This window comes from Paenibacillus agaridevorans, assembly GCF_018604145.1.
Taxonomy (GTDB): domain Bacteria; phylum Bacillota; class Bacilli; order Paenibacillales; family Paenibacillaceae; genus Pristimantibacillus; species Pristimantibacillus agaridevorans.
In genome coordinates this window covers 6487033-6505248 of sequence record NZ_CP075889.1, presented here as the reverse complement: position 1 = coordinate 6505248, position 18216 = coordinate 6487033, and the positions used below count along the sequence as shown (strand labels likewise).

Annotated in this window: 14 protein-coding genes and 2 pseudogenes; 12 read left to right on the top strand and 4 right to left on the bottom strand. The window is 52.9% G+C overall.

What is annotated here, in order from left to right; translation table 11 throughout:
- The first annotated feature begins 311 nt into the window (after positions 1–311).
- Positions 312–5459: an S-layer homology domain-containing protein gene (locus KJW29_RS26055; protein ID WP_246608387.1), complete on the top strand. Its 5148-nt coding sequence runs from the start codon at positions 312–314 to the stop codon at positions 5457–5459.
- Positions 5460–5652: 193 nt separating this feature from the next.
- Here the strand turns inward: KJW29_RS26055 and KJW29_RS26050 are convergent, their stop codons facing one another.
- A complete protein-coding gene (locus KJW29_RS26050) occupies positions 5653–6780 on the bottom strand; it encodes a Gfo/Idh/MocA family protein (protein ID WP_214626826.1) in 1128 nt (375 codons plus the stop codon).
- A gap of 174 nt (positions 6781–6954) precedes the next feature.
- Here KJW29_RS26050 and KJW29_RS26045 point away from each other — a divergent pair, with 174 nt between their 5' ends.
- Complete coding sequence (locus KJW29_RS26045; protein ID WP_214626825.1) at positions 6955–7821, top strand: AraC family transcriptional regulator; 867 nt, start codon at positions 6955–6957, stop codon at positions 7819–7821.
- A 43-nt stretch (positions 7822–7864) separates the two neighbouring features.
- On the opposite strand, the gene KJW29_RS26040 is transcribed toward KJW29_RS26045, so the two are convergent.
- Positions 7865–8299 (bottom strand): hypothetical protein, encoded by a 435-nt coding sequence (locus KJW29_RS26040; protein WP_214626824.1) that lies wholly within the window; start codon positions 8297–8299, stop codon positions 7865–7867.
- Positions 8300–8478: 179 nt separating this feature from the next.
- Between KJW29_RS26040 and KJW29_RS26035 the strand changes: the two genes are divergently transcribed.
- The 10 genes and pseudogenes from KJW29_RS26035 (at position 8479) to KJW29_RS25995 (ending at position 16897) form a co-directional block, all read left to right on the top strand.
- Positions 8479–9513 (top strand): agmatine deiminase family protein, encoded by a 1035-nt coding sequence (locus KJW29_RS26035; RefSeq protein WP_214626823.1) that lies wholly within the window; start codon positions 8479–8481, stop codon positions 9511–9513.
- A gap of 29 nt (positions 9514–9542) precedes the next feature.
- Positions 9543–10421 (top strand): N-carbamoylputrescine amidase, encoded by an 879-nt coding sequence (aguB, locus tag KJW29_RS26030; protein ID WP_214626822.1) that lies wholly within the window; start codon positions 9543–9545, stop codon positions 10419–10421.
- 266 nt (positions 10422–10687) lie between these two features.
- Positions 10688–10960, top strand: coding sequence for an AbrB/MazE/SpoVT family DNA-binding domain-containing protein (locus tag KJW29_RS26025; RefSeq protein WP_214626821.1), 273 nt, complete (start codon positions 10688–10690; stop codon positions 10958–10960).
- Complete coding sequence (locus KJW29_RS26020) at positions 10953–11360, top strand: type II toxin-antitoxin system VapC family toxin (protein WP_214626820.1); 408 nt, start codon at positions 10953–10955, stop codon at positions 11358–11360. The genes KJW29_RS26025 and KJW29_RS26020 overlap by 8 nt, the downstream gene beginning before the upstream one ends.
- Before the next feature lie 67 nt (positions 11361–11427).
- A pseudogene (locus KJW29_RS36945) lies at positions 11428–11773 on the top strand (response regulator); the annotation flags it as partial.
- Positions 11774–11838: 65 nt separating this feature from the next.
- Positions 11839–12042 (top strand): annotated as a pseudogene (locus KJW29_RS36940) (response regulator transcription factor); the annotation flags it as partial.
- Positions 12042–13466 (top strand): sensor histidine kinase, encoded by a 1425-nt coding sequence (locus KJW29_RS36935; protein WP_425517462.1) that lies wholly within the window; start codon positions 12042–12044, stop codon positions 13464–13466. The pseudogene KJW29_RS36940 and the gene KJW29_RS36935, both read left to right, overlap by 1 nt.
- A gap of 122 nt (positions 13467–13588) precedes the next feature.
- The gene (locus tag KJW29_RS26005) at positions 13589–14533 is read left to right on the top strand and encodes an ABC transporter ATP-binding protein (protein WP_214626818.1); all 945 of its coding nucleotides are present in this window, start codon (positions 13589–13591) and stop codon (positions 14531–14533) included.
- A 30-nt stretch (positions 14534–14563) separates the two neighbouring features.
- Complete coding sequence (locus tag KJW29_RS26000; RefSeq protein WP_214626817.1) at positions 14564–15739, top strand: ABC transporter permease; 1176 nt, start codon at positions 14564–14566, stop codon at positions 15737–15739.
- Positions 15740–16897 (top strand): ABC transporter permease, encoded by a 1158-nt coding sequence (locus KJW29_RS25995; protein WP_214626816.1) that lies wholly within the window; start codon positions 15740–15742, stop codon positions 16895–16897. It abuts the gene before it with no gap.
- On the opposite strand, the gene KJW29_RS25990 is transcribed toward KJW29_RS25995, so the two are convergent.
- Together KJW29_RS25990 and KJW29_RS25985 are read right to left on the bottom strand one after the other, a co-directional pair.
- Complete coding sequence (locus KJW29_RS25990; RefSeq protein ID WP_214626815.1) at positions 16890–17756, bottom strand: AraC family transcriptional regulator; 867 nt, start codon at positions 17754–17756, stop codon at positions 16890–16892. The two genes, KJW29_RS25995 and KJW29_RS25990, sit on opposite strands and share 8 nt — an antisense overlap.
- A 193-nt stretch (positions 17757–17949) precedes the next feature.
- Complete coding sequence (locus KJW29_RS25985; RefSeq protein ID WP_214626814.1) at positions 17950–18216, bottom strand: glycoside hydrolase family 99-like domain-containing protein; 267 nt, start codon at positions 18214–18216, stop codon at positions 17950–17952.

Below are 18216 nucleotides of genomic sequence, written 5' to 3'. Positions count from 1 at the left end.
TTCCACTTTCAAACCGATTATAATCGCTGACTGCATATAAGAGAGTGAGGCAAGCTCACTCTTTAGGGATAAATTCTAACGATTCGAGTATAGCCGGGGTCCCTGTTCCGGGTTCAACCTTACGTTTTTATCCCTTGAGAGTGAGATTACCCCACTGCTTTCTTCCGGGACAAGGATTATAGTAAATAAATAATTCCGTGAGAGGGGGTCAACCAGGATAACCGGAACTGCTTGATGTTGATAACGCTTGCAACATCGCGCTTAGTGTAGGCAACAGGGGAGAATAACGATTTACGGAGGTATGTATGTTTATGAGAAAAGTGTTGAGTCTTCTATTAGTAATGGCGGTCTTGCTCACAGGTTTGCTGCCGCAGACAGCCGGTGCGTCCGAAGTATTCGAGTACGACCCGGCCACTTTAACGGATACCGCGGATGCGAATTCTGCGTCCTTGCTTGAGGCAACGGTAGGACCGGCGACCATTCAGAACTATCCAATGCCCTCCATTTATACGGCATCCAGTGTCTATTCATTGAAAGCGGATGACCAGTCGGTTCCTGTCATCCATTACAAGCCTGAATATGACTACGCGCAATTTTCTTTCGAAGGAACGGTCACTATCGAGGTAACCGCGAACGAACCGATTACCTCGTATTCCATCAGCCCGCTAGCCAAAAATATTACGGGGACGGTCGAAGGGAACAAGCTGACATTTACGCTGTCTACCTCCACCTATGTGATCGTGGATATCAACGAGGATCCGGGTGAAAAGGTCGATGAAAGCGACCCGGCAAAGATTAGAAAAAGACTCGTCATCGCGGCGGATCCGCTGGAGACAGATATTCCCGATCCGACCGCAAACAACGTTTACGATGTGACAGCTGCTCCGTACAATGCGGACAATACGGGCGCAACGATGGCATCGGATGCGATTCAAGATGCAATTGACGATGCTCATGAAGCCGAGGGCGGCGGTACCGTGTATATACCAGCCGGAGTCTACAAAAGCGGAAATCTGGTCTTGAAAAGCAATGTCGACTTCTACCTGGCCGGAGGCGCTGTCATTGTCGGTACGGGCAGAGGCCAGGATTACCGGAATGACTTCCGCAAGGATTCGCTCTCGAGGGATGGAACCTACTTTATTAGCACGGAAGTTGATTCCGAGAATATCACCATGCGGGGACGCGGAACCATCGACGGCAAAGGGATCGAGATGCGAAATTACAAGATGCAAGGAGATGTTCCTGCTACACATAAGCAAGGAGAAGGCTTCATTAACAACCTGTTAGTGCCGATCGCAACCAGCAACTTTACATTTGACGGCTTGAGCCTGAGGGACGCCGGCTTCTGGACCTTCATGGTGGTTCGTTCCGACAACGTAACGATTACCAATTATAAGGTGTACCAGGATTTGCGCGTGCTTGAGAACGACGGCATTGATATTAACGAAAGTCAGAACGTGCTGGTTAAGCATGCCCTCGCGATCTCCGACGACGATGCCTATTCCACCAAAACCTGGCCCCAAATGGGTATGTCCAAGGATTGGCCCGGCGCTATCGAGAGTCTGTCCAACGTGGTCTTCGACGACTGCCTCGCCTGGACCCGCACCGCGGCTTTCAAGCTTGGCATGGGCATAGCCACACCCCAAATCGATGTAACCATAAAAAATTCATATGTGTATCAAAGCGCTCGGGCGCTGCTTATCGATCATGCATTTACAAGCAATCCGCTTCCGGTGGAAGGCTACGCCAGAAATGTTACCTTTGAAAATATCGATATCGAACGGGTCGGTATTAACCAATTCGGCAATTATTGGTTCAGGGTGTCCACCAGTACATCCGGAGATGTAAGCAATATCCTGTTCAAAAATATTAATGTCCGCCAGACTGGTGGTACTTCCCAGATTCAAGGAAATCCGACCAAAGGCGGAATGGTGGACGGCTTGACGTTCACGGATGTATATGTGAAAGGCGTGCTTGCGAGAAGCCTGAGCGACCTGAAAGCATCCGTGCGGAATGAAAATGTGCGCGGGGTAGCCTTCGCCAATACGATTCCGCCTATCTTCAGCGATGATTTCGAAGACGGAACTCTTGATAACTGGATATCCCAAACAGAAGATCTATGGACAGTTACGGAGGATGACGGGTTTTTAAATGAAGGAAAATTTCTGTCCAGCGGGAATCGGACCGACACCTCGTTCCTGATCGCTAAAGACGGCGCTTCCTGGACCGATTACACCTTTGAAGCCAGAGTACATCCTCACTTGGCAAACGGCCAAGAAAACGCAGGCCTGATCTTCAGGGTGACGGATGCAGAAAATTATTATATGTACCGTATCAATGCGAAGGAAAAAAGGCTGGAGCTGTTTAAAGCCGTGAACGACACCTTGACTCGTATAGTGAGTGCCGACACTGCGTTTACGCCTAGTAAGCAGTGGTATACGATAAAAGTAGCCCTTCAAGGCAATACGATCCAAGCTTATGTGGACGGCGTGTTGATGACGACCTGGACTAATCCTGTCGAAGAATTAACTACGGGAGGCGTCGGATTCCGAACCACCTCGGCCAATGTGAAGTTCGACGATGTCATCGTGTCCGCCATTAATCTGCCGCCGACCGATATGATGCTTTCGAATAATCTCCTGGTGGAGAATACGGCTGTAGGCAGCTTCGTTGGCGCCTTCTCCACAGCAGATCCCGATGAAGGGGATGTATTTTCATACACGCTTGCAGCCGGAGAGGGAGATACCGACAATGGAAGCTTCTCCATTCCCGTGCTTGGGAATACGCTGATTCTCCGTACTACGCTGGATTACGACACCAAAGACAGCTACAGCATCCGGGTGCGGAGCACGGATTCAGGCGGACTTTCTTATGAAAAGAACTTTACAATTCGTATCCTAGAGGCGGATGAATTGCCCGTTGAATCCGATCCGAGCAACGTTCTTTTCAGCGATGATTTTGCGGATGGGAACTCTGAAGGATGGAATTCCGGCTCAGGCACATGGCGGGTAGAAATGGAAGAAGGCTCGAATATTCTGATTCAAAAAGCGGATACGCCGGCCCTCCTCCTACTTACAGAAGGCGATTCATGGAGTGATTATGCCTATGAAACCGATGTAAGAAATCACATCAAGAATGCCAATGCTGGCCTTGTCTTCCGAGTACAGGATGACAAAAACTTCTATATGTACCGGCTCAATACAAACAACAGCAAACTGGAGTTATACAAATCCGTGGACGGAAACATGACACTCTTATCCAGCGCGGCTGTTACATCTGCGGCGAAACAATGGTATACATTAAAAGTGCTTGTATACGGGAATTCCATAAAGGGTTATATGGATGGAGAATTACAATTGGAATGGACCAATCCTGTAACCGAGTGGACAACAGGATCGATAGGCTTTAGAACAACATCAGTAAATACGGTATACCGCAATGTTCTCGTTACTGGCATAAAACAGGCGCAATCGGAGGTCCCAACGGCCGACGCGTCCAATAACACCGTAACCCTCGACCGCACCAGCGTGACGGCTGGCGATACGGTGACGATAACGGCAGCAGGCGACAGACAGAATGAAAGCGGAACAGTGGTGAATGAGGAGCGGTATTATCCCGTTGAATGGAACTCTGCCGAGCTTGGACAATTTGGGGAATTCACGGAAACCGATGGGGCGTATTCTTCCAGCCTGACCGCTTCAGCAGAAGGACAGTACCTCATAGAGGTTACGTTCCAGAAGCAAAGTTGGGACGGAGCCGCTTGGCTTGACGTCACCACCGATACGAAATCGGTCGTATTGACAGTCAATGACGACGATGGAGAGCCACCGTTGCCTCCAACGGCCGACGCGTCCAAAAACGCCGTAACCCTGGACCGCAGCAGCGTGACGGCTGGCGATACGGTAACGATTACGGCAGCAGGCGACAGACAGAATGAAAGCGGAACCCTGCCAGGCGAGGAACGCTATAATCCCGTTGGATGGAGCTCTACCGAAGCTGGCAAATCCGGAGAGTTCACGGTAACCGAGGGAGTCTATTCCGCCAGCTATGCCACTTCGGCGGCAGGACAATACCTCATTGAGGTTACGTTCCAGAAGCAAAGCTGGGACGGAACCGCCTGGATTGACGACGCAACCGATACGAAATCGGCCGCTTTGACAGTCAATGCCAAGGTAGACAGCGGTGGAGAAATACCATCGTCGCCGCCAACGGGCAACAATGGTGGAGATACTCCGGCAGTCGGAATCAGTACGGAAACTACGACTCAAGAGAACGGCAATAGCGTCACAATCGTTACCATCGATCCCGCCAGACTGGAGCAGAAGCTGTCCCAGGAGAACAATGGCGCAACGATTGCCATTCCGGTGAATGCACAATCCGACAAGGTCGTAGTGGAATTGACGGGACAGATGGTGAAGCTCCTGGAAGCAAAGGAGACGCTGCTGCAGATCATAACAGACAAGGCAACTTATACGTTGGCCGCGGCGCTAATCGATCTGGAAGCCGTGTCACAGCAGATGGGAACTCAGTTGGCCTTACAGGACATCAAGATCCTTATTACGATAGCAACGCCTGCAACGGATACGATAAATCAGGTGCAGGACACCGCGGAGCGTCAAGGCTATCAGGTTGTTGCACAGCCGATAGAATTCAAGATCATCGCCAGCAGCAACAGTAGCGATGTGGAAATTTCAAAATTCGACGGTTATGTGCAAAGAAACATTGCGCTCCCCGAGGGATCCCATTCGGGTACAATCGCGACAGGCGTTGTCCTGGGCTCTGACGGCTCCTTGTCGCATGTGCCTACAAAAGTCGTTATCATCGACGGAAAGCCTTATGCTCAAATCGCAAGCTTGACCAATAGCGTCTATTCGGTTGTTTCGAGCCCCAAAACCTTTGCGGACGTTCATACGCATTGGGCCAAGGAGGAGATCAATGACTTAGGGTCCCGACTTGTGATTAATGGCAACGTAGAAGGCAAGTTTGAGCCTGCAAGGGAGATTACCCGCGCGGAATTCGCCGCGATGATCATTAGGGGACTCGGGGTAATGCGCTCCGGTACCGGTAAGGATATTTTCAATGATGTAACCAAAGACAACTGGTTTTATGATGCCGTTGCCATTGCGCACGAGTATGGGATCATAGAAGGATATGAAGACGGTACGTTCAGGCCCGCGGATAAAATCACGCGTGAGCAAGCCATGACCATGACAGCTAGAGCGATGAAATTAACCGGCTTGAACGTAGAGCTTGCCGAGAATGAAGCTGAACAGCTGCTGTCCATGTTCGAGGATGTCGGCGATGCTTCCGACTATGCCGCGCAAAGCATCGCATCCTGCTTGAAGGCTGGAATCATTAATGGACGGGATGTCCATGTATTGGCGCCAAAAAACAATATGACGCGTGCGGAGGTTGCTGTCATTGTAACGAGGCTCTTGCAGCAATCGGACTTGATTTAGTCGTCAGCTTACAGCTTAATAGTTTCATTGCGAGTAGGAGGGGGACGTCTAGCCCCCTCTCTATTCGTGCTGTCCGCCACTGGCATATTCGTCAGCAATATAGTCGAACGCGCCGAAATGCCAAAAGAGCTCCGCAACCCGGAAGGAATATCCGAAGCTGAGAAGCCCATATGCGCCTATGCCTAGTTCGATGTTATGTCCGCTTCCGGTAACGAGAGCTTTCGATCCTTTCCTGCAACTGCGCATAATACAATTCTTCGTCAATCGGCAAGTCCACCCAATTGTCGATCCAGGTGGATAGCAGCATCGCGTTGGATAACATCAGGCCTTTAATGCCTTCCTCGCCCGGAGCGATCAGCTCTTCGCCATGCAAGATCGCGTTTGTCCAATTGCGCATAATGCCTCTATGATTCGAATTTTCCCCAACGACCGGAACATCGCATTTCCAACATTCCGGCTGGCCAAAGCCACCCTTGAAGTTTGCATTGAATTCCCGTTCGGATTCGCGCAGGCGCCAAAAGGTCAGCTTGTTGTCTTCAATGACAACTTTTCCGCGGTCGCCGCTGATTTCGAGTCTATTGGTGCCAGGCGATTCACCGGTTGTCGTTACGAATACGCCAGTCGCCCCATTCTCATATTCAACAAAAGCCGTTACATCATCTTCGACTTCAATATCGCGATGTTTGCCAAAATAACAGAAGGCTCGAACCCGCTTTGGCATCATGCTGATCGTCCATTGCCACAAATCGAGCTGATGCGGATCCTGATTCAGCAGAACTCCGCCACCTTCGCCTTCCCATGTCGCTCTCCATTTGCCTGAATCATAGTAGCTTTGCGAGCGGTACCAGTTCGTAATAATCCAGTTGGTTCGTCTGATTTCGCCAAGCTCCCCGCTGTCCACCAAATCTTTCAGTTTTCGGTATAACGGGTTTGTACGCTGGTTGTACATCATGCTGAATTTTACGTCTGTTTTGGCATAGGCGTCATTCATCTCGCGAACTTGCTTGGTAAATACACCGGCAGGTTTCTCTACCATGACATGCAAACCGCGCTCGAAGCATGCAATTGCCAGTTCCGGGTGCGAATAATGCGGAGTTGCGATCAATATTCCGTCAACCTTGCCGGAATCCATCATTTCATAAGGATCGGCATAAATGCTAACCCCTTCATCTACGTTATCTTTTGCCCATTGCCTCCCCGCTTCCGCGTTGTCGCTGACTGCCGTCAGCTTCGCCCCGGGAACATCTCCTTTCAAAATATAACGGATATGTCCTTTGCCCATATTTCCAAGTCCAATAACGCCTAAACGCATAAATTCCATTTCCGGTTAGCTCCTCATCATCTCGAATTTATGATCAAGTCCTGCAAACAACCCTTGTCGCTTAGTGGTATCGTACCACTGGGAGAAGAGGGGAACTTCATTCGTATTTATGTAATAAAATTTTTATTTGACTGTGGTTGGTGTATAATAAGTGTACTTGCAGGAGGAATTCAAATGAATAACAAGATGCGAATTAAGACTCCTTTTATAATGGTCACATCGACCAGCTATAACAATCAAACGAAATACCATACCCATTTCCATTATGAAATTTATTATTTTCGCGGGGGCAAGGTCAATTATTTGATTAACGACCGCATTCATGTACTAGAGCCAGGCGATATGCTGCTGATGCACGGCATGACTTTGCACAAAGCGCATATCATCAATAACGATGCTTACATACGCACCACGCTGCACTTCGATCCCTCTTTCTTCAAACAATATATTCAGCCTGCCTCCGCTCCGGATTTGCTTGCGCCCTTCGAGAAGCTTCACAATATCCGGCTGCAGCTTCGAAATGAAGACAAGGCCGAAGTAGAAGCCGAGCTGCAAAAGCTTGAAGAGTTGTACCTTCAGCATAAACCTCATGCCCATCTGCGGTTTCAGGCCCGTCTTCTGGATCTGCTCATTCTCATTTATGATCTTTGCGAAAAGCCGCTTCAAACGGTATCGTCATTCCCAACATTTAAGGAACAGCATGTTCAATCCATTATTTCTTATATAGAAGCCGCGTTCAGGGAAGAGATCACGCTTGATGCCATTCAAAACGAGCTGCATTTAAACAAATATTATTTGTCCAAAACCTTTAAAGAAGTGACCGGCATGACCATTTTCCAGCATTTGATGCATCGCCGAATTTACCAGGCCAAGCTTGAATTGATCGAGCTCGGTAACAGTATTACCGAAATCGGCTATGAGGTCGGATTCAAGCATCCTTCGCATTTTAGCCGCGTATTCAAGGAGCATACGGGCATGACGCCGGAACGTTATCGCAAGAAACACAAGCTTCATGCCAGCTCATCCCGCTTTAACAGTTAAAATTGTAACTGGACTTTTGCAACAATCCGGACTCTACCCGATGTCAGTAACAATTCTGATCGATCTTCACCCCGTCATTGCTTACAATAACGTCCGTCTGCCCGGACAAAGATTCCGTGTATGAGCATACGCCGTAAGTTTCCGTTCTGCCGCTGGAATCGGTCACCTTCAAGTAGATGCCGCCCTCGCCTTGAATGCTAAGTTTAGGCTTGAATGTTACCTTGTCCCCGCTGGCGAGGGGATTTGCCAATGTATCTTTGGAGCCGGTCTCCACGATGTCGCCGTTATCGCCGCTCTGAAGAATGCCAGCCTCGATTGCCACAAAATCGAAGTCCGATTGATTGTCGATTCGAACGGTGAAGCTTTTGAACATATTGAAAAAGTCCTCATGATCGTTATAAACGGCCCTTGCGCCTGCGATCGTCAAAGCAAGAATGGCAATCAAACAACCGATAACAATAAGCACTTTTTTCTTCATCTTACTCCCGCCTTTCTAATGGAAACAACGTCAGATCCTTTAGGGAAGCCGCAACGATGGATATCCTCTAAAATCCGGCAATTGAGACCCAGGTTGATTTGTTATATGATAAGGATGGTTTCAGCGGCAATGAACGTCTGAAGTACTTTGCGATTGCGATAATGGGGGAACCAATTCATATGAATCCGAAACAATTGAATTATACAATGCCGGCCGAATGGACGGAGCATGAACGCACGTTTATCAGTTGGCCGGTGCAGGCCTCGATGGTCTATCCCGAGCATTATGAGCAAGTCAGCGCCGGTTATGCGGAGCTGGTAAATGCCATTGCGGAATTCGAGCCGATCACGATTGTCGTAAATCCCCAGGATCTCGACAAAGTGAGCTCGCTGTTTGCGGGCAACGATGCCGTGGAGTGTCTGCCTATCGCGCATAACGATGCTTGGCTGCGCGATAATGGCCCGACATTCGTCGTAAACCGCGATGGCGAGCTGGCCGGCGTGAACTGGCAGTTCAACGCCTGGGGCGGCAAATATTCGCCATGGGATCTGGATGATGCCGTAGCGCCGCAAATTCTGAAGCATGTCGGCGTAAAACAATTCGACGCCCCGTTGGTCATGGAAGGCGGCTCTATCCATACGGATGGCGAAGGCACCTTGCTCACGACGGAAGAGTGCCTGCTGAATACGAACCGCAATCCGGAGCTTAGCCGCGAGCAGATCGAAGCTTATGTCAAAGAGTTCGTGAACGTAGACAACATCATCTGGCTAAAGCGCGGACTTAGCGGCGACGAGACGGACGGTCACGTCGACAACATCGCATGCTACGCGGCGCCAGGCAAGGTTATCCTGCAAGTATGCGACGATCCATCCGACGACAACTACGCGATTACGCAGGAAAACCGCCGCATTTTGAGCGAAGCGGTAGACGCGAAGGGCCGCAAGCTGGAGGTTATCGAGCTCGAGCAGCCGCCTTACGCCGAATACGAGGAGACTCGTCTAACGCTGAGCTATTTGAATTTCTACTTCGTCAACGGCGGCATCATCCTGCCCGTGTTCGGCGGAGCGGCGGAGGAGACCGACCGCAAGGCTACCCGGAAGCTGCAGGCGGCGTTCCCGGATCGCCGGATCCGCACGATTGACGGCATGGCCATCATTCGCGAGGGCGGCAACGTCCATTGCACGACACAGCAAATGCCGGCTCGCCGGGCGTAACAGAAACAACAAGGAGGGCCAACATACTCATGAGAACCGTTAAAGTAGCAGCTACTCAGATGAGCTGCACAACGAATATAGAAGAGAACATCCGCAACGCAGAGAAACTGGTACGCGAAGCGGCGGCGCAAGGCGCGCAGATCATCCTGCTGCAGGAGCTGTTCGAGACGCCGTATTTCTGCCAGAAGGAGAAAGCCGACTACTACGTCTACGCGACGGAGCTGGAAGAGAACAAGGCAATCAATCACTTTCGCGGTATCGCGAAAGAACTGAACGTCGTGCTGCCGATCAGCTTTTACGAGAAGAAAAACTATGCGCGCTACAACTCGCTCGCGGTCATCGACGCCGACGGAGAGGTGCTGGGCAAATACCGCAAGAGCCATATCCCGGACGGACCGGGTTATGAGGAGAAGTTTTATTTTAACCCCGGCGATACGGGCTTCCAAGTATGGAAGACGCGTTACGCCAAGATCGGCATCGGCGTATGCTGGGATCAATGGTATCCGGAAGCGGCACGCAGCATGGCGTTAATGGGCGCGGAGCTGCTGTTCTACCCGACGGCGATCGGCTCCGAGCCGCAGGACGGCACGATCGACTCCAAGGACCACTGGCAGATGTGCATGAGAGGCCACGCGGCTTGCAACCTGATGCCGGTCATCGCGTCCAACCGCATCGGCGAAGAGGGCGACGAAGATTCCTCGATCAACTTCTACGGATCCTCGTTTATCGCGGGTCCTCAGGGCAACATGGTGGCCGAGGCGGGTCGCGACGAAGAGACGGTGCTTGTCGCCGAGTTCGATCTCGACCAGCTCGAAGTGCAGCGCATAGAGTGGGGCATCTTCCGCGACCGTCGTCCGGATCTGTATGGCGTCATCGCATCTTACGACGGCGAGATTCGGATTCGCTAACAACTGAGCAAGCTTGTTATTTGCACGAGAATTCCTCGGCCTCGACGGTCGGGGAATTTTTGTGCGTTCACATATCGACCACCTGAGTGTACCCAACAAAGTTTTACCACCCATTAAGAAATGTTTAAGTATTCCTTATTTTGCTTCTACTCATTGAAGGCGCTTCGAAAACAAGCGGGGAACAAGCAATGCTCAACCATTCGATGTCTTGATTGAAAGTAATACATTTGTTAAATTTAAAGTAATACTTTCGGAGGGGTGAAAGGATGAAGGAACTATACTCTGGGAAGATGACGGAGAAAGGGCAACTAACCATACCTAGCGACCTTAGGGAACATTGGGACATTGGGAAAGGAGATCGCCTGGCATTCGTACTGAATGAGAACGGCGAAGTTGTCGTTAAACCAAAGAAAAAGTCAATCGTTGAACTGTTTGGTATTCTTAAGACTGATATCAAATACGACGAATACGAAGCTAAGCGATCAATTGCCGAGCACGTTGTACAAAAACACAAAGAGGTTACAGAGCGCGATGGCTAATAGATATTTTGCAGATACGAATGTGATCTTACGAATTCTAACAGGCGACGATGAAGCACAGATCCAAACATTGGTGACATTATTCGAAAGAGAAGCTATCCGGCTAGTCGTGACGTCTACAGTCGTTACGGAGCTTTGTTGGATATTGACGAAATACTACAAATTTAAGCAAGAGGACGCGGGAAATGCTCTGCTTGCATTGATGGAATATTCGGATGTCGAGTTCGAAGAGGAAGGCATTATACAAAAGTCACTTCAAGAATTTAAAAGGTCAAGCCTGGATTTTGTTGATTGCTATTTATCAGCAAAGGCCATTTATTCGCGGCTGCCTGTACTAACATGGGACAACGACTTTAGGAAACTTGAAGCAGAGTTTTATAAGCCGGAGGAATTGTTGTAAAGGGGAAGCGGAGACATTGAAAATTACGGTATTAATAGCGGACGACAACTCGTTCATCCGGGAAGGGATGAAGATCATCTTGTCCACGTTCGAGGAGTTCGAGGTGCTGGCGACGGTGCAGGATGGGGCGGAAGCGGTGGCTTATTGCGAAGAGCATGAAGTGGATGTCGCGCTGCTGGACGTGCAGATGCCGAATATGAACGGCGTGGAGGCGACGGGCCGAATCACGCAGCGGACGCGGACGAAGGTGCTTATTCTGACGACGTTCGACGAGGACCGTTTCATTTCGGAGGCGGTGCGGAACGGGGCAAAGGGTTATCTTTTGAAGAACAATGATCCCGAGGAAATCCGCGACGCGATCCGCACGGTACATAACGGGCATCATGTGCTGCAGGACGTCGTAATGGAGAAGCTTGCCGCCGGTCTGATGACCCAAGCGGAGGATCAGAAACCGGCGAAGAACGGCGCGGGAACGAACATCGACAGGGACCTCTTTACGGCGAGGGAGTTGGAGATCATGTCGCTGATCGCGAAAGGAATGTCCAACAAGGAGATCGCGAAGCAAGCCTTCTTGTCGGAGGGCACGGTCGCCAACCACATCACATCCATCCTGGGCAAAACGGGGCTCGAACATCGTACGCAAATCGCGATCTATTATTTGACCGGAGAGGGGCGCCGCTGATGGAGCGCGATCTGCGGCCTGAAACATGGCTGATGGGCTTCAAGCTCGTCCTGCTGCTATACGTCGTCTTTACGACTTACGGGGACGGCCGGCAGGCCCTGGACACGATCGCGATCCTTCTGTACATCAGCTTTGACTTGCTGGCGTATATGAAGCGCGGGCTAGCGTGGAAAGGTGCCGCTCAGACGCTTGCAACGCTGTTCATCGCCGCCGCGGCCTATTTCGTCGAGCCGGCGATGACGCTGCTTCTGCCGATTCAGCTGTATGGAATTGCCGCGAGTATGGCGGATTTCCGGTCGTCAGAGCGAGTGCAAGGACCGGCATACAGCCGATCGCTCGGCCCGGCGCGGCAGGCGTCCGAAGCGGCGTATAGCCAAATGCGTGGCCCGGCACGACAGGCGTACGGAGCGGCGTATAGTCAAATGCGCGGCTCGGCGCGTCAGGCATCCGAAGCGGCGTATACGACGACGCGCTCGAGTTGGCCGGACGGGAGCGGGCGGTATACGGACGACCCCGGCGGTCCGCCGCTTTCCGGCACACTGCAGCCGACAACTGAACGGGGCGTCCATGACAACGCCGGATTCTCGCAATGGCATGCACTCTTATACTTGCCTGCCTTGGCGCCGCTGCCGCTTCTTCAAGGCGACCTGCAGGCTTCCTACGGACTAATCGCCTTGCTCTCGTTGCTGTTCCATTGGCTGCTGGACAGGCACGCCCGTCAATCCTCGACGGCCAAGGCAGCGACGGAGGCGCTGCGCGCCGACATCCATCGCCTGCAAAGGAGTCTTGGCGAGAGCAACGATTACATCCGCCAATCGGAGTATACGTTCAAGCTGGAGGAACGCAACCGTCTCTCGCAGGATATTCACGACAAGATCGGGCATTCCATGACGGGAGCGCTCATTCAGATGGAGGCGGCCAAACGGCTGCAGGCCAAAGATCCGGAACGTTCCGCCGAGCTGCTCGGCAACGCGATCGCCATTTCCAAAGAAGGCATCGAGAGCATTCGCCTCGTCCTCCGGGACATGAAGCCGTTGGCCGAGCAGCTTGGGCTGAACCGGCTGCGGCTGTTCATCGACGAATTTGCGGCCACGCACGAGGGGCTGCGCGTCGCGCTTACCTTCGAGGGGGACGTGGGCCGAATCGAGCAGCTGCACTGGCAAATTATCCATCGCAACGTGACGGAGGCACTGACGAACGCGGCGAAGTATGCCCGGGCAACCACCGTGTCGGTCCATATCGAGGTGCTGAACACGATGGTGAAGGCCGGCGTCTCCGACAACGGAGTGGGAGCTTCGAAGATCGTGAAGGGACTCGGCATCGCCGGCATGGAGGAGCGGGCGGCGTCCGCGAACGGCAAGGTCATCGTAGACGGCTCGGCGGGTTTCTCCGTCACGACGCTCCTTCCTTGCGGCAAGGCATGAGTATCGCCATATCCATAACCATGAGATTTCTCATGTCAGAAGATGAACTTACGCACTTCCGCGGGGTTCATCTTTTTTTGTACGATAAGGGCAAGACGAAAGAGTTACGGGAGGGAATGCGGATGAACGTACTGCAACTGGAGGGATTGACGAAGACGTTTGGCGACTTTACGGCGGTCGACGGATTGTCGCTCAGCATTAGGGAGGGCGAAATATTCGGACTCTTGGGCCCCAACGGCGCGGGCAAAAGCACGGCGATCCACATGATCGCGGGTTTGATTCCGGCGAGCAAAGGCGAGATTCGGCTGCTGGATCGCAATATAGCGCGGAACGGCAGGTTCGCGAAGTCGAACATCGGCTTCGTGCCGCAGGAAATCGCCATCTACGAGGATATGACGGCTTACGAGAATGTGCATTTTTTTGCCGGATTATATGGATTAAGGGGTGCGGAGCTGAAGAGCCGCACGGAGGAGGCTCTCGCGTTCGCGGGGCTCGACGACAAGCATAGGAGCTTCCCGCGGAATTTCTCGGGCGGCATGAAACGGAGGCTGAACATCGCTTGCGCCATTGCCCACCGTCCAAAGCTGATCATGATGGATGAGCCGACGGTCGGCATCGACCCGCAGTCGCGCAGCTACATTCTGAATTCCGTCAGGAAGCTTAACGAGATGGGCTGCACCATTATCTACACGAGCCATTACATGGAGGAAGTCGAAGAGCTTTGCACCCGCATCGCGATTATGGATCATGGCAAGATGATCGCGGAAGGGACGAAGGCGCAGCTCAAGTCGATCATAACGGATCGCAAGACGCTGATGATCGAGCTGAAATCCGCGGAAAGACTGAACGAGGAGAAGCTTCGCGGCATCGCCGGAGTGAGGGCCGTGACCGTAGACGTTGAAGGGAGCGCGGTTCGCGTAGAATCGGACGCCGAGGTGGGCAACCTGAACCGGGTTCTTCAATGCATAATGGAGAGCGGCATGGAGATCCGCTCGGTCGACGAGAGACAGCCGAGTCTGGAGACGGTTTTTCTGACGCTGACCGGCCGCAGCTTGAGGGATGATTAGAATGGCAGGAGAAGAAAGGAGGAGAACCGCGTGAACGTTTGGCGAATTGCGATGAAGGAATTGATGACGTCGAGAGACCCGGCGATGCTGATCTTTATGCTGGCTACGCCCGTTCTGCTCATTCTCATTCTCGGCTCGGTGCTGTCGGGCAACTTCAACGGCAAAGAGGCCGTAGGAACCGTCCGCGTATTGTACTCGGCAAGCGGGGACGAAGCAGCGAAGGAGCATTGGGAGTCCTGGATCGGCAGATCTATCGACGAGACAGGTGGGCTCGAAGGCACGGAGCGGGGCGACAGGGAGATTATAGTAAAGGGGATCGCCTTCGATGAAGCAAAGATGGCAGAGCAAGCGGCGATCGACGAGGTGAAAAACGGCGGATACATCGGCTATGCAACGATTGGCGACGAGGGCATCCGCTATTACGGCAACGACCGGATCGGAGCCGAGAACGCGATCGTCCAGGGCTTGTTATCGGCATACGCGGACCATCGCAAGCTGTCTCTCGTCTTGCCGGAAGCTGTGGGCGCGGCCGAGGGGGCCGCATCATCGGGGGGACATTTCGAGACAAGGATGCTGCAAGCGCCGCCGAAGCCGAACGCCATCGATTATTATTCGGTAGCCGTGACGACGATGATCATCATGTACATCTCTATGACGGCGGGCCTCCTGATCGAGAACGAACGCGTTCGCCATACGGCTAATCGCCTGCTGGTGGCGCCGGTGACGAAGGCGGAGATTTTTGCCGGCAAAATAACGGGGTCGCTCCTGCTCCATTTGTTCTTCGTCATCCTTATCGTGCTTCTCAGCAAATATATGTACGGAGCCGATTGGGGAGACAATCCCGTCATGGTGCTGCTGGTGCTGGCTTCGCAAATCGTGTTCGCGATCAGCTTGGGGATTGGCAGCAGCTATATGCTCGGTTCGAAGGCGTCCGGCGCCGTCATCATGACGATCATTCAACTGGCGGCGCTCTTCGGCGGATCGTACTTCCAGAACGTGGATAACGGGGATTTCTTCAGCAAGCTGACGCGATTCTCGCCGCTGGATTGGACCAACGACGGGCTGCTTTCGGTCATTTACGGCGGCGTGGAAAGTCCCATTGGCGGGATGACCGCGGAATACGCGGCGATCCTTCTAAACATGGGCTTCTCCGTTCTGTTCCTGGCCGCTGCGATTGGGATCATGCGCAGAAAGGAAGGGTTGTAGATGAAGGATATGATCTGGTTGTTGCGAAGGACGATACGGTCCATGCTGCGGGGATATAAAAGCTTGCTGGTTTTCCTGATTACGCCGGTCATCGGCATCGTGCTGGCCTTCCTTATCATCGGAGGCAGCGCCAATCCCAACCCGCTTAACGTGGGAGTCGTGAATCTGGACGCGGGGGAGCCGGTATCGGATCGCGTCCTGGCCTATCTGGAAGACATCGAACTTATGGAAATCGCGACGCTTCCGTCCATTGGCGAGGCCGAAGAAGTCGTGCTGTCGGGGGAGCTGGATGTCGCGATTACGATACCGGAAGGTTACGCGCAGGCACTGATTGAGGGGCGCACGGATGCGAAAGCGGAGTTAATGGCTCTGGAAGGCTCGGAAGTCGCTTCTTACGTGGAGCTCATGCTTAATCGGTACGTCGAAAACGTAAGCGCGCTTGCGGCGGCAACGTCCGGGGACGTCTCCGGCTTCGAGGAACGGTATGCACAGCTCGATGCGGCCGAATTCGGTCTGCGGAAGGAAACGGCGGAGGATCTCTCCGCGGGGCGGGACATGACGAACCGATCCATTGGTTACCTCGTGATCGTCATGATGTTCTCCGCCGTCAGCTTGTCGACCCATATGATCAAAGAGAGGGAGAACCGGACTTATTACAGGCTGTTGGCCGCCCCCTCTTCCTCCAGAGCCTACGTGGCGTCGAACGTCGCCGCCAATGTCCTGCTTCTCATGCTTCAGGTAGCCGTCGTGCTAACGGTCATGACGATGGGCTTCGGCATCCGGCCCGGGGCCCCCCTCTGGAGCATTGCGCTTGCTCTCGTGCTATTTGCATGGGTGGCGGTGGGATTGTCCTTGGTCATCGTCGCGTTCTCGCGAAACGCCATATCCGCGAACGCGCTGCAGAACCTGCTGATCATTCCCACTTGCTTGATCGCAGGCTGCATGTTCCCGGTGGAGGCCATGCCGACGCCGCTGCGAGCGATTGCCGAGTTTCTGCCGCAGCGATGGCTGCTGGAGGGCATCGACGGGCTGCAATCCGGCGCGCCTGCAGCGACGCTGGTTCTGAACGGCCTCACTTTGGCGGCGTTCGCGTTAACCTTCTGCCTCGTCGCGGCCTACAAGTTCGGACGCAATCGGGATACGAGGACGTTTATTTAACCTTCTTCATGATCGGTATCCATACCTCGCAGCGATATTCTTCGGATGTCGTATCGCCGTCCGTATAGGCTTCGATCTCCGGACCGCCGGCATGTTCGTAGCCCGTGGCGGGGAACCACTCCGAGTAGATGCGCCCGAAGAGGCTTTGGATGGCGTCCGGCATGGGTCCGATGGACGTAAAGATCGCCCAAGTCAAGGCGGGAACCGCGCGCGCGACCAGATCGCCCGTTGCCTTGTCCTCGTCGGCCTTCACGGCGATCATATAGTTGAAGTCGCCCGTCTCGGGCTTCATGTCGAGGCAGACGCCAAGACAGAGTTCGCCCGGAGCCAGCTCTTCGAGGGCCCTAACCGTGCCATCCGCGTGGCTGGCTCCCCAGAACTTCGGTATTTCTCTGCTGTTCTCGCCATCCACGCAGGATACGGCAAGCGACTTGCCTATGATCGTGAACGACTCCTTGTCCTCGATTCTGTAATCCATGTCTTGATCTCCCTTCAAGGATAAGTGGAAGGAGAGGCGGGGGAACGCCTTCAGCTGAACGCCGGGCAGCCGGGCCTCTGACGGCGCAATGCCGTGTATGCGGCGGAACGCCTTGGCGAACGATTCCGGCGAATCGTAGCCGTACTTGAGGGCAACGTCGAGAACCCTGGCGCTCGAAGCAGCCAGCTCCTGAGCGGCAAGCGTAAGCTTCCGCTTCCTGACGTATTCGGCCACCGACATGCCCGTTAGGAAGTGGAACATGCGCTGGAAGTGGAACGTGGACGAATGCGCCTTCTTCGCGATCTCTTCCATATCCAGCTTTTCTTCCATCTTCGTCTCCATATAATCCAGGGCGTTCATCATGCGAATAAGCGCTTCCACCTGCGCGTCACCTTCCTTCGATTGTTATTTTATCAAGCGGGCTGCCGACAATCCTGTCATTGCGTGCGCTTCGCGAACAGGTTATCGGAAGCTTGCGATATAGAAGAAGGAATGTGTTTATTATTCGATTCTTCCTCTAAGAAATCCTTTACTCCTCTCCCGAACATTCCGAACTCGACCCCGACTCGGAAGGCTATTCCGGTTTGAATACGGTCCGGATGGCCTCCAGGTATCCCATTCCGTTTATCGTATCCGGTTCGATATAGCTGCCTTCCGTCCATTCATTCCATGAGTTGATGGTCACAATCGGGATATTCGTCCCCCCTCCAATAAAAACTGCTTGACCGATTGTAAAGAAGACTGGAATCCCATCCCATAGAGACGTTTGGGAAAAAGGGGATGCGATATTGATCCTGGAGTTTGTACCAGTCATACTGCGCTTTCTTCGCGAAACTTTCAT

Bases quoted from the DNA above. Each gene is read 5' to 3' on its own strand.
- KJW29_RS25995 (WP_214626816.1), top strand. From the start codon at position 15,740: ATGAAGGATATGATCTGGTTGTTGCGAAGGACGATACGGTCCATGCTG.
- KJW29_RS26055 (WP_246608387.1), top strand. From the start codon at position 312: ATGAGAAAAGTGTTGAGTCTTCTATTAGTAATGGCGGTCTTGCTCACA.
- KJW29_RS26045 (WP_214626825.1), top strand. From the start codon at position 6,955: ATGAATAACAAGATGCGAATTAAGACTCCTTTTATAATGGTCACATCG.
- aguB (WP_214626822.1), top strand. From the start codon at position 9,543: ATGAGAACCGTTAAAGTAGCAGCTACTCAGATGAGCTGCACAACGAAT.
- KJW29_RS26005 (WP_214626818.1), top strand. From the start codon at position 13,589: ATGAACGTACTGCAACTGGAGGGATTGACGAAGACGTTTGGCGACTTT.
- KJW29_RS26050 (WP_214626826.1), bottom strand. From the start codon at position 6,780: ATGGAATTTATGCGTTTAGGCGTTATTGGACTTGGAAATATGGGCAAA.
- KJW29_RS26020 (WP_214626820.1), top strand. From the start codon at position 10,953: ATGGCTAATAGATATTTTGCAGATACGAATGTGATCTTACGAATTCTA.
- KJW29_RS26035 (WP_214626823.1), top strand. From the start codon at position 8,479: ATGAATCCGAAACAATTGAATTATACAATGCCGGCCGAATGGACGGAG.
- KJW29_RS26040 (WP_214626824.1), bottom strand. From the start codon at position 8,299: ATGAAGAAAAAAGTGCTTATTGTTATCGGTTGTTTGATTGCCATTCTT.
- KJW29_RS25985 (WP_214626814.1), bottom strand. From the start codon at position 18,216: ATGAAAGTTTCGCGAAGAAAGCGCAGTATGACTGGTACAAACTCCAGG.
- KJW29_RS26025 (WP_214626821.1), top strand. From the start codon at position 10,688: ATGAAGGAACTATACTCTGGGAAGATGACGGAGAAAGGGCAACTAACC.
- KJW29_RS36935 (WP_425517462.1), top strand. From the start codon at position 12,042: ATGGAGCGCGATCTGCGGCCTGAAACATGGCTGATGGGCTTCAAGCTC.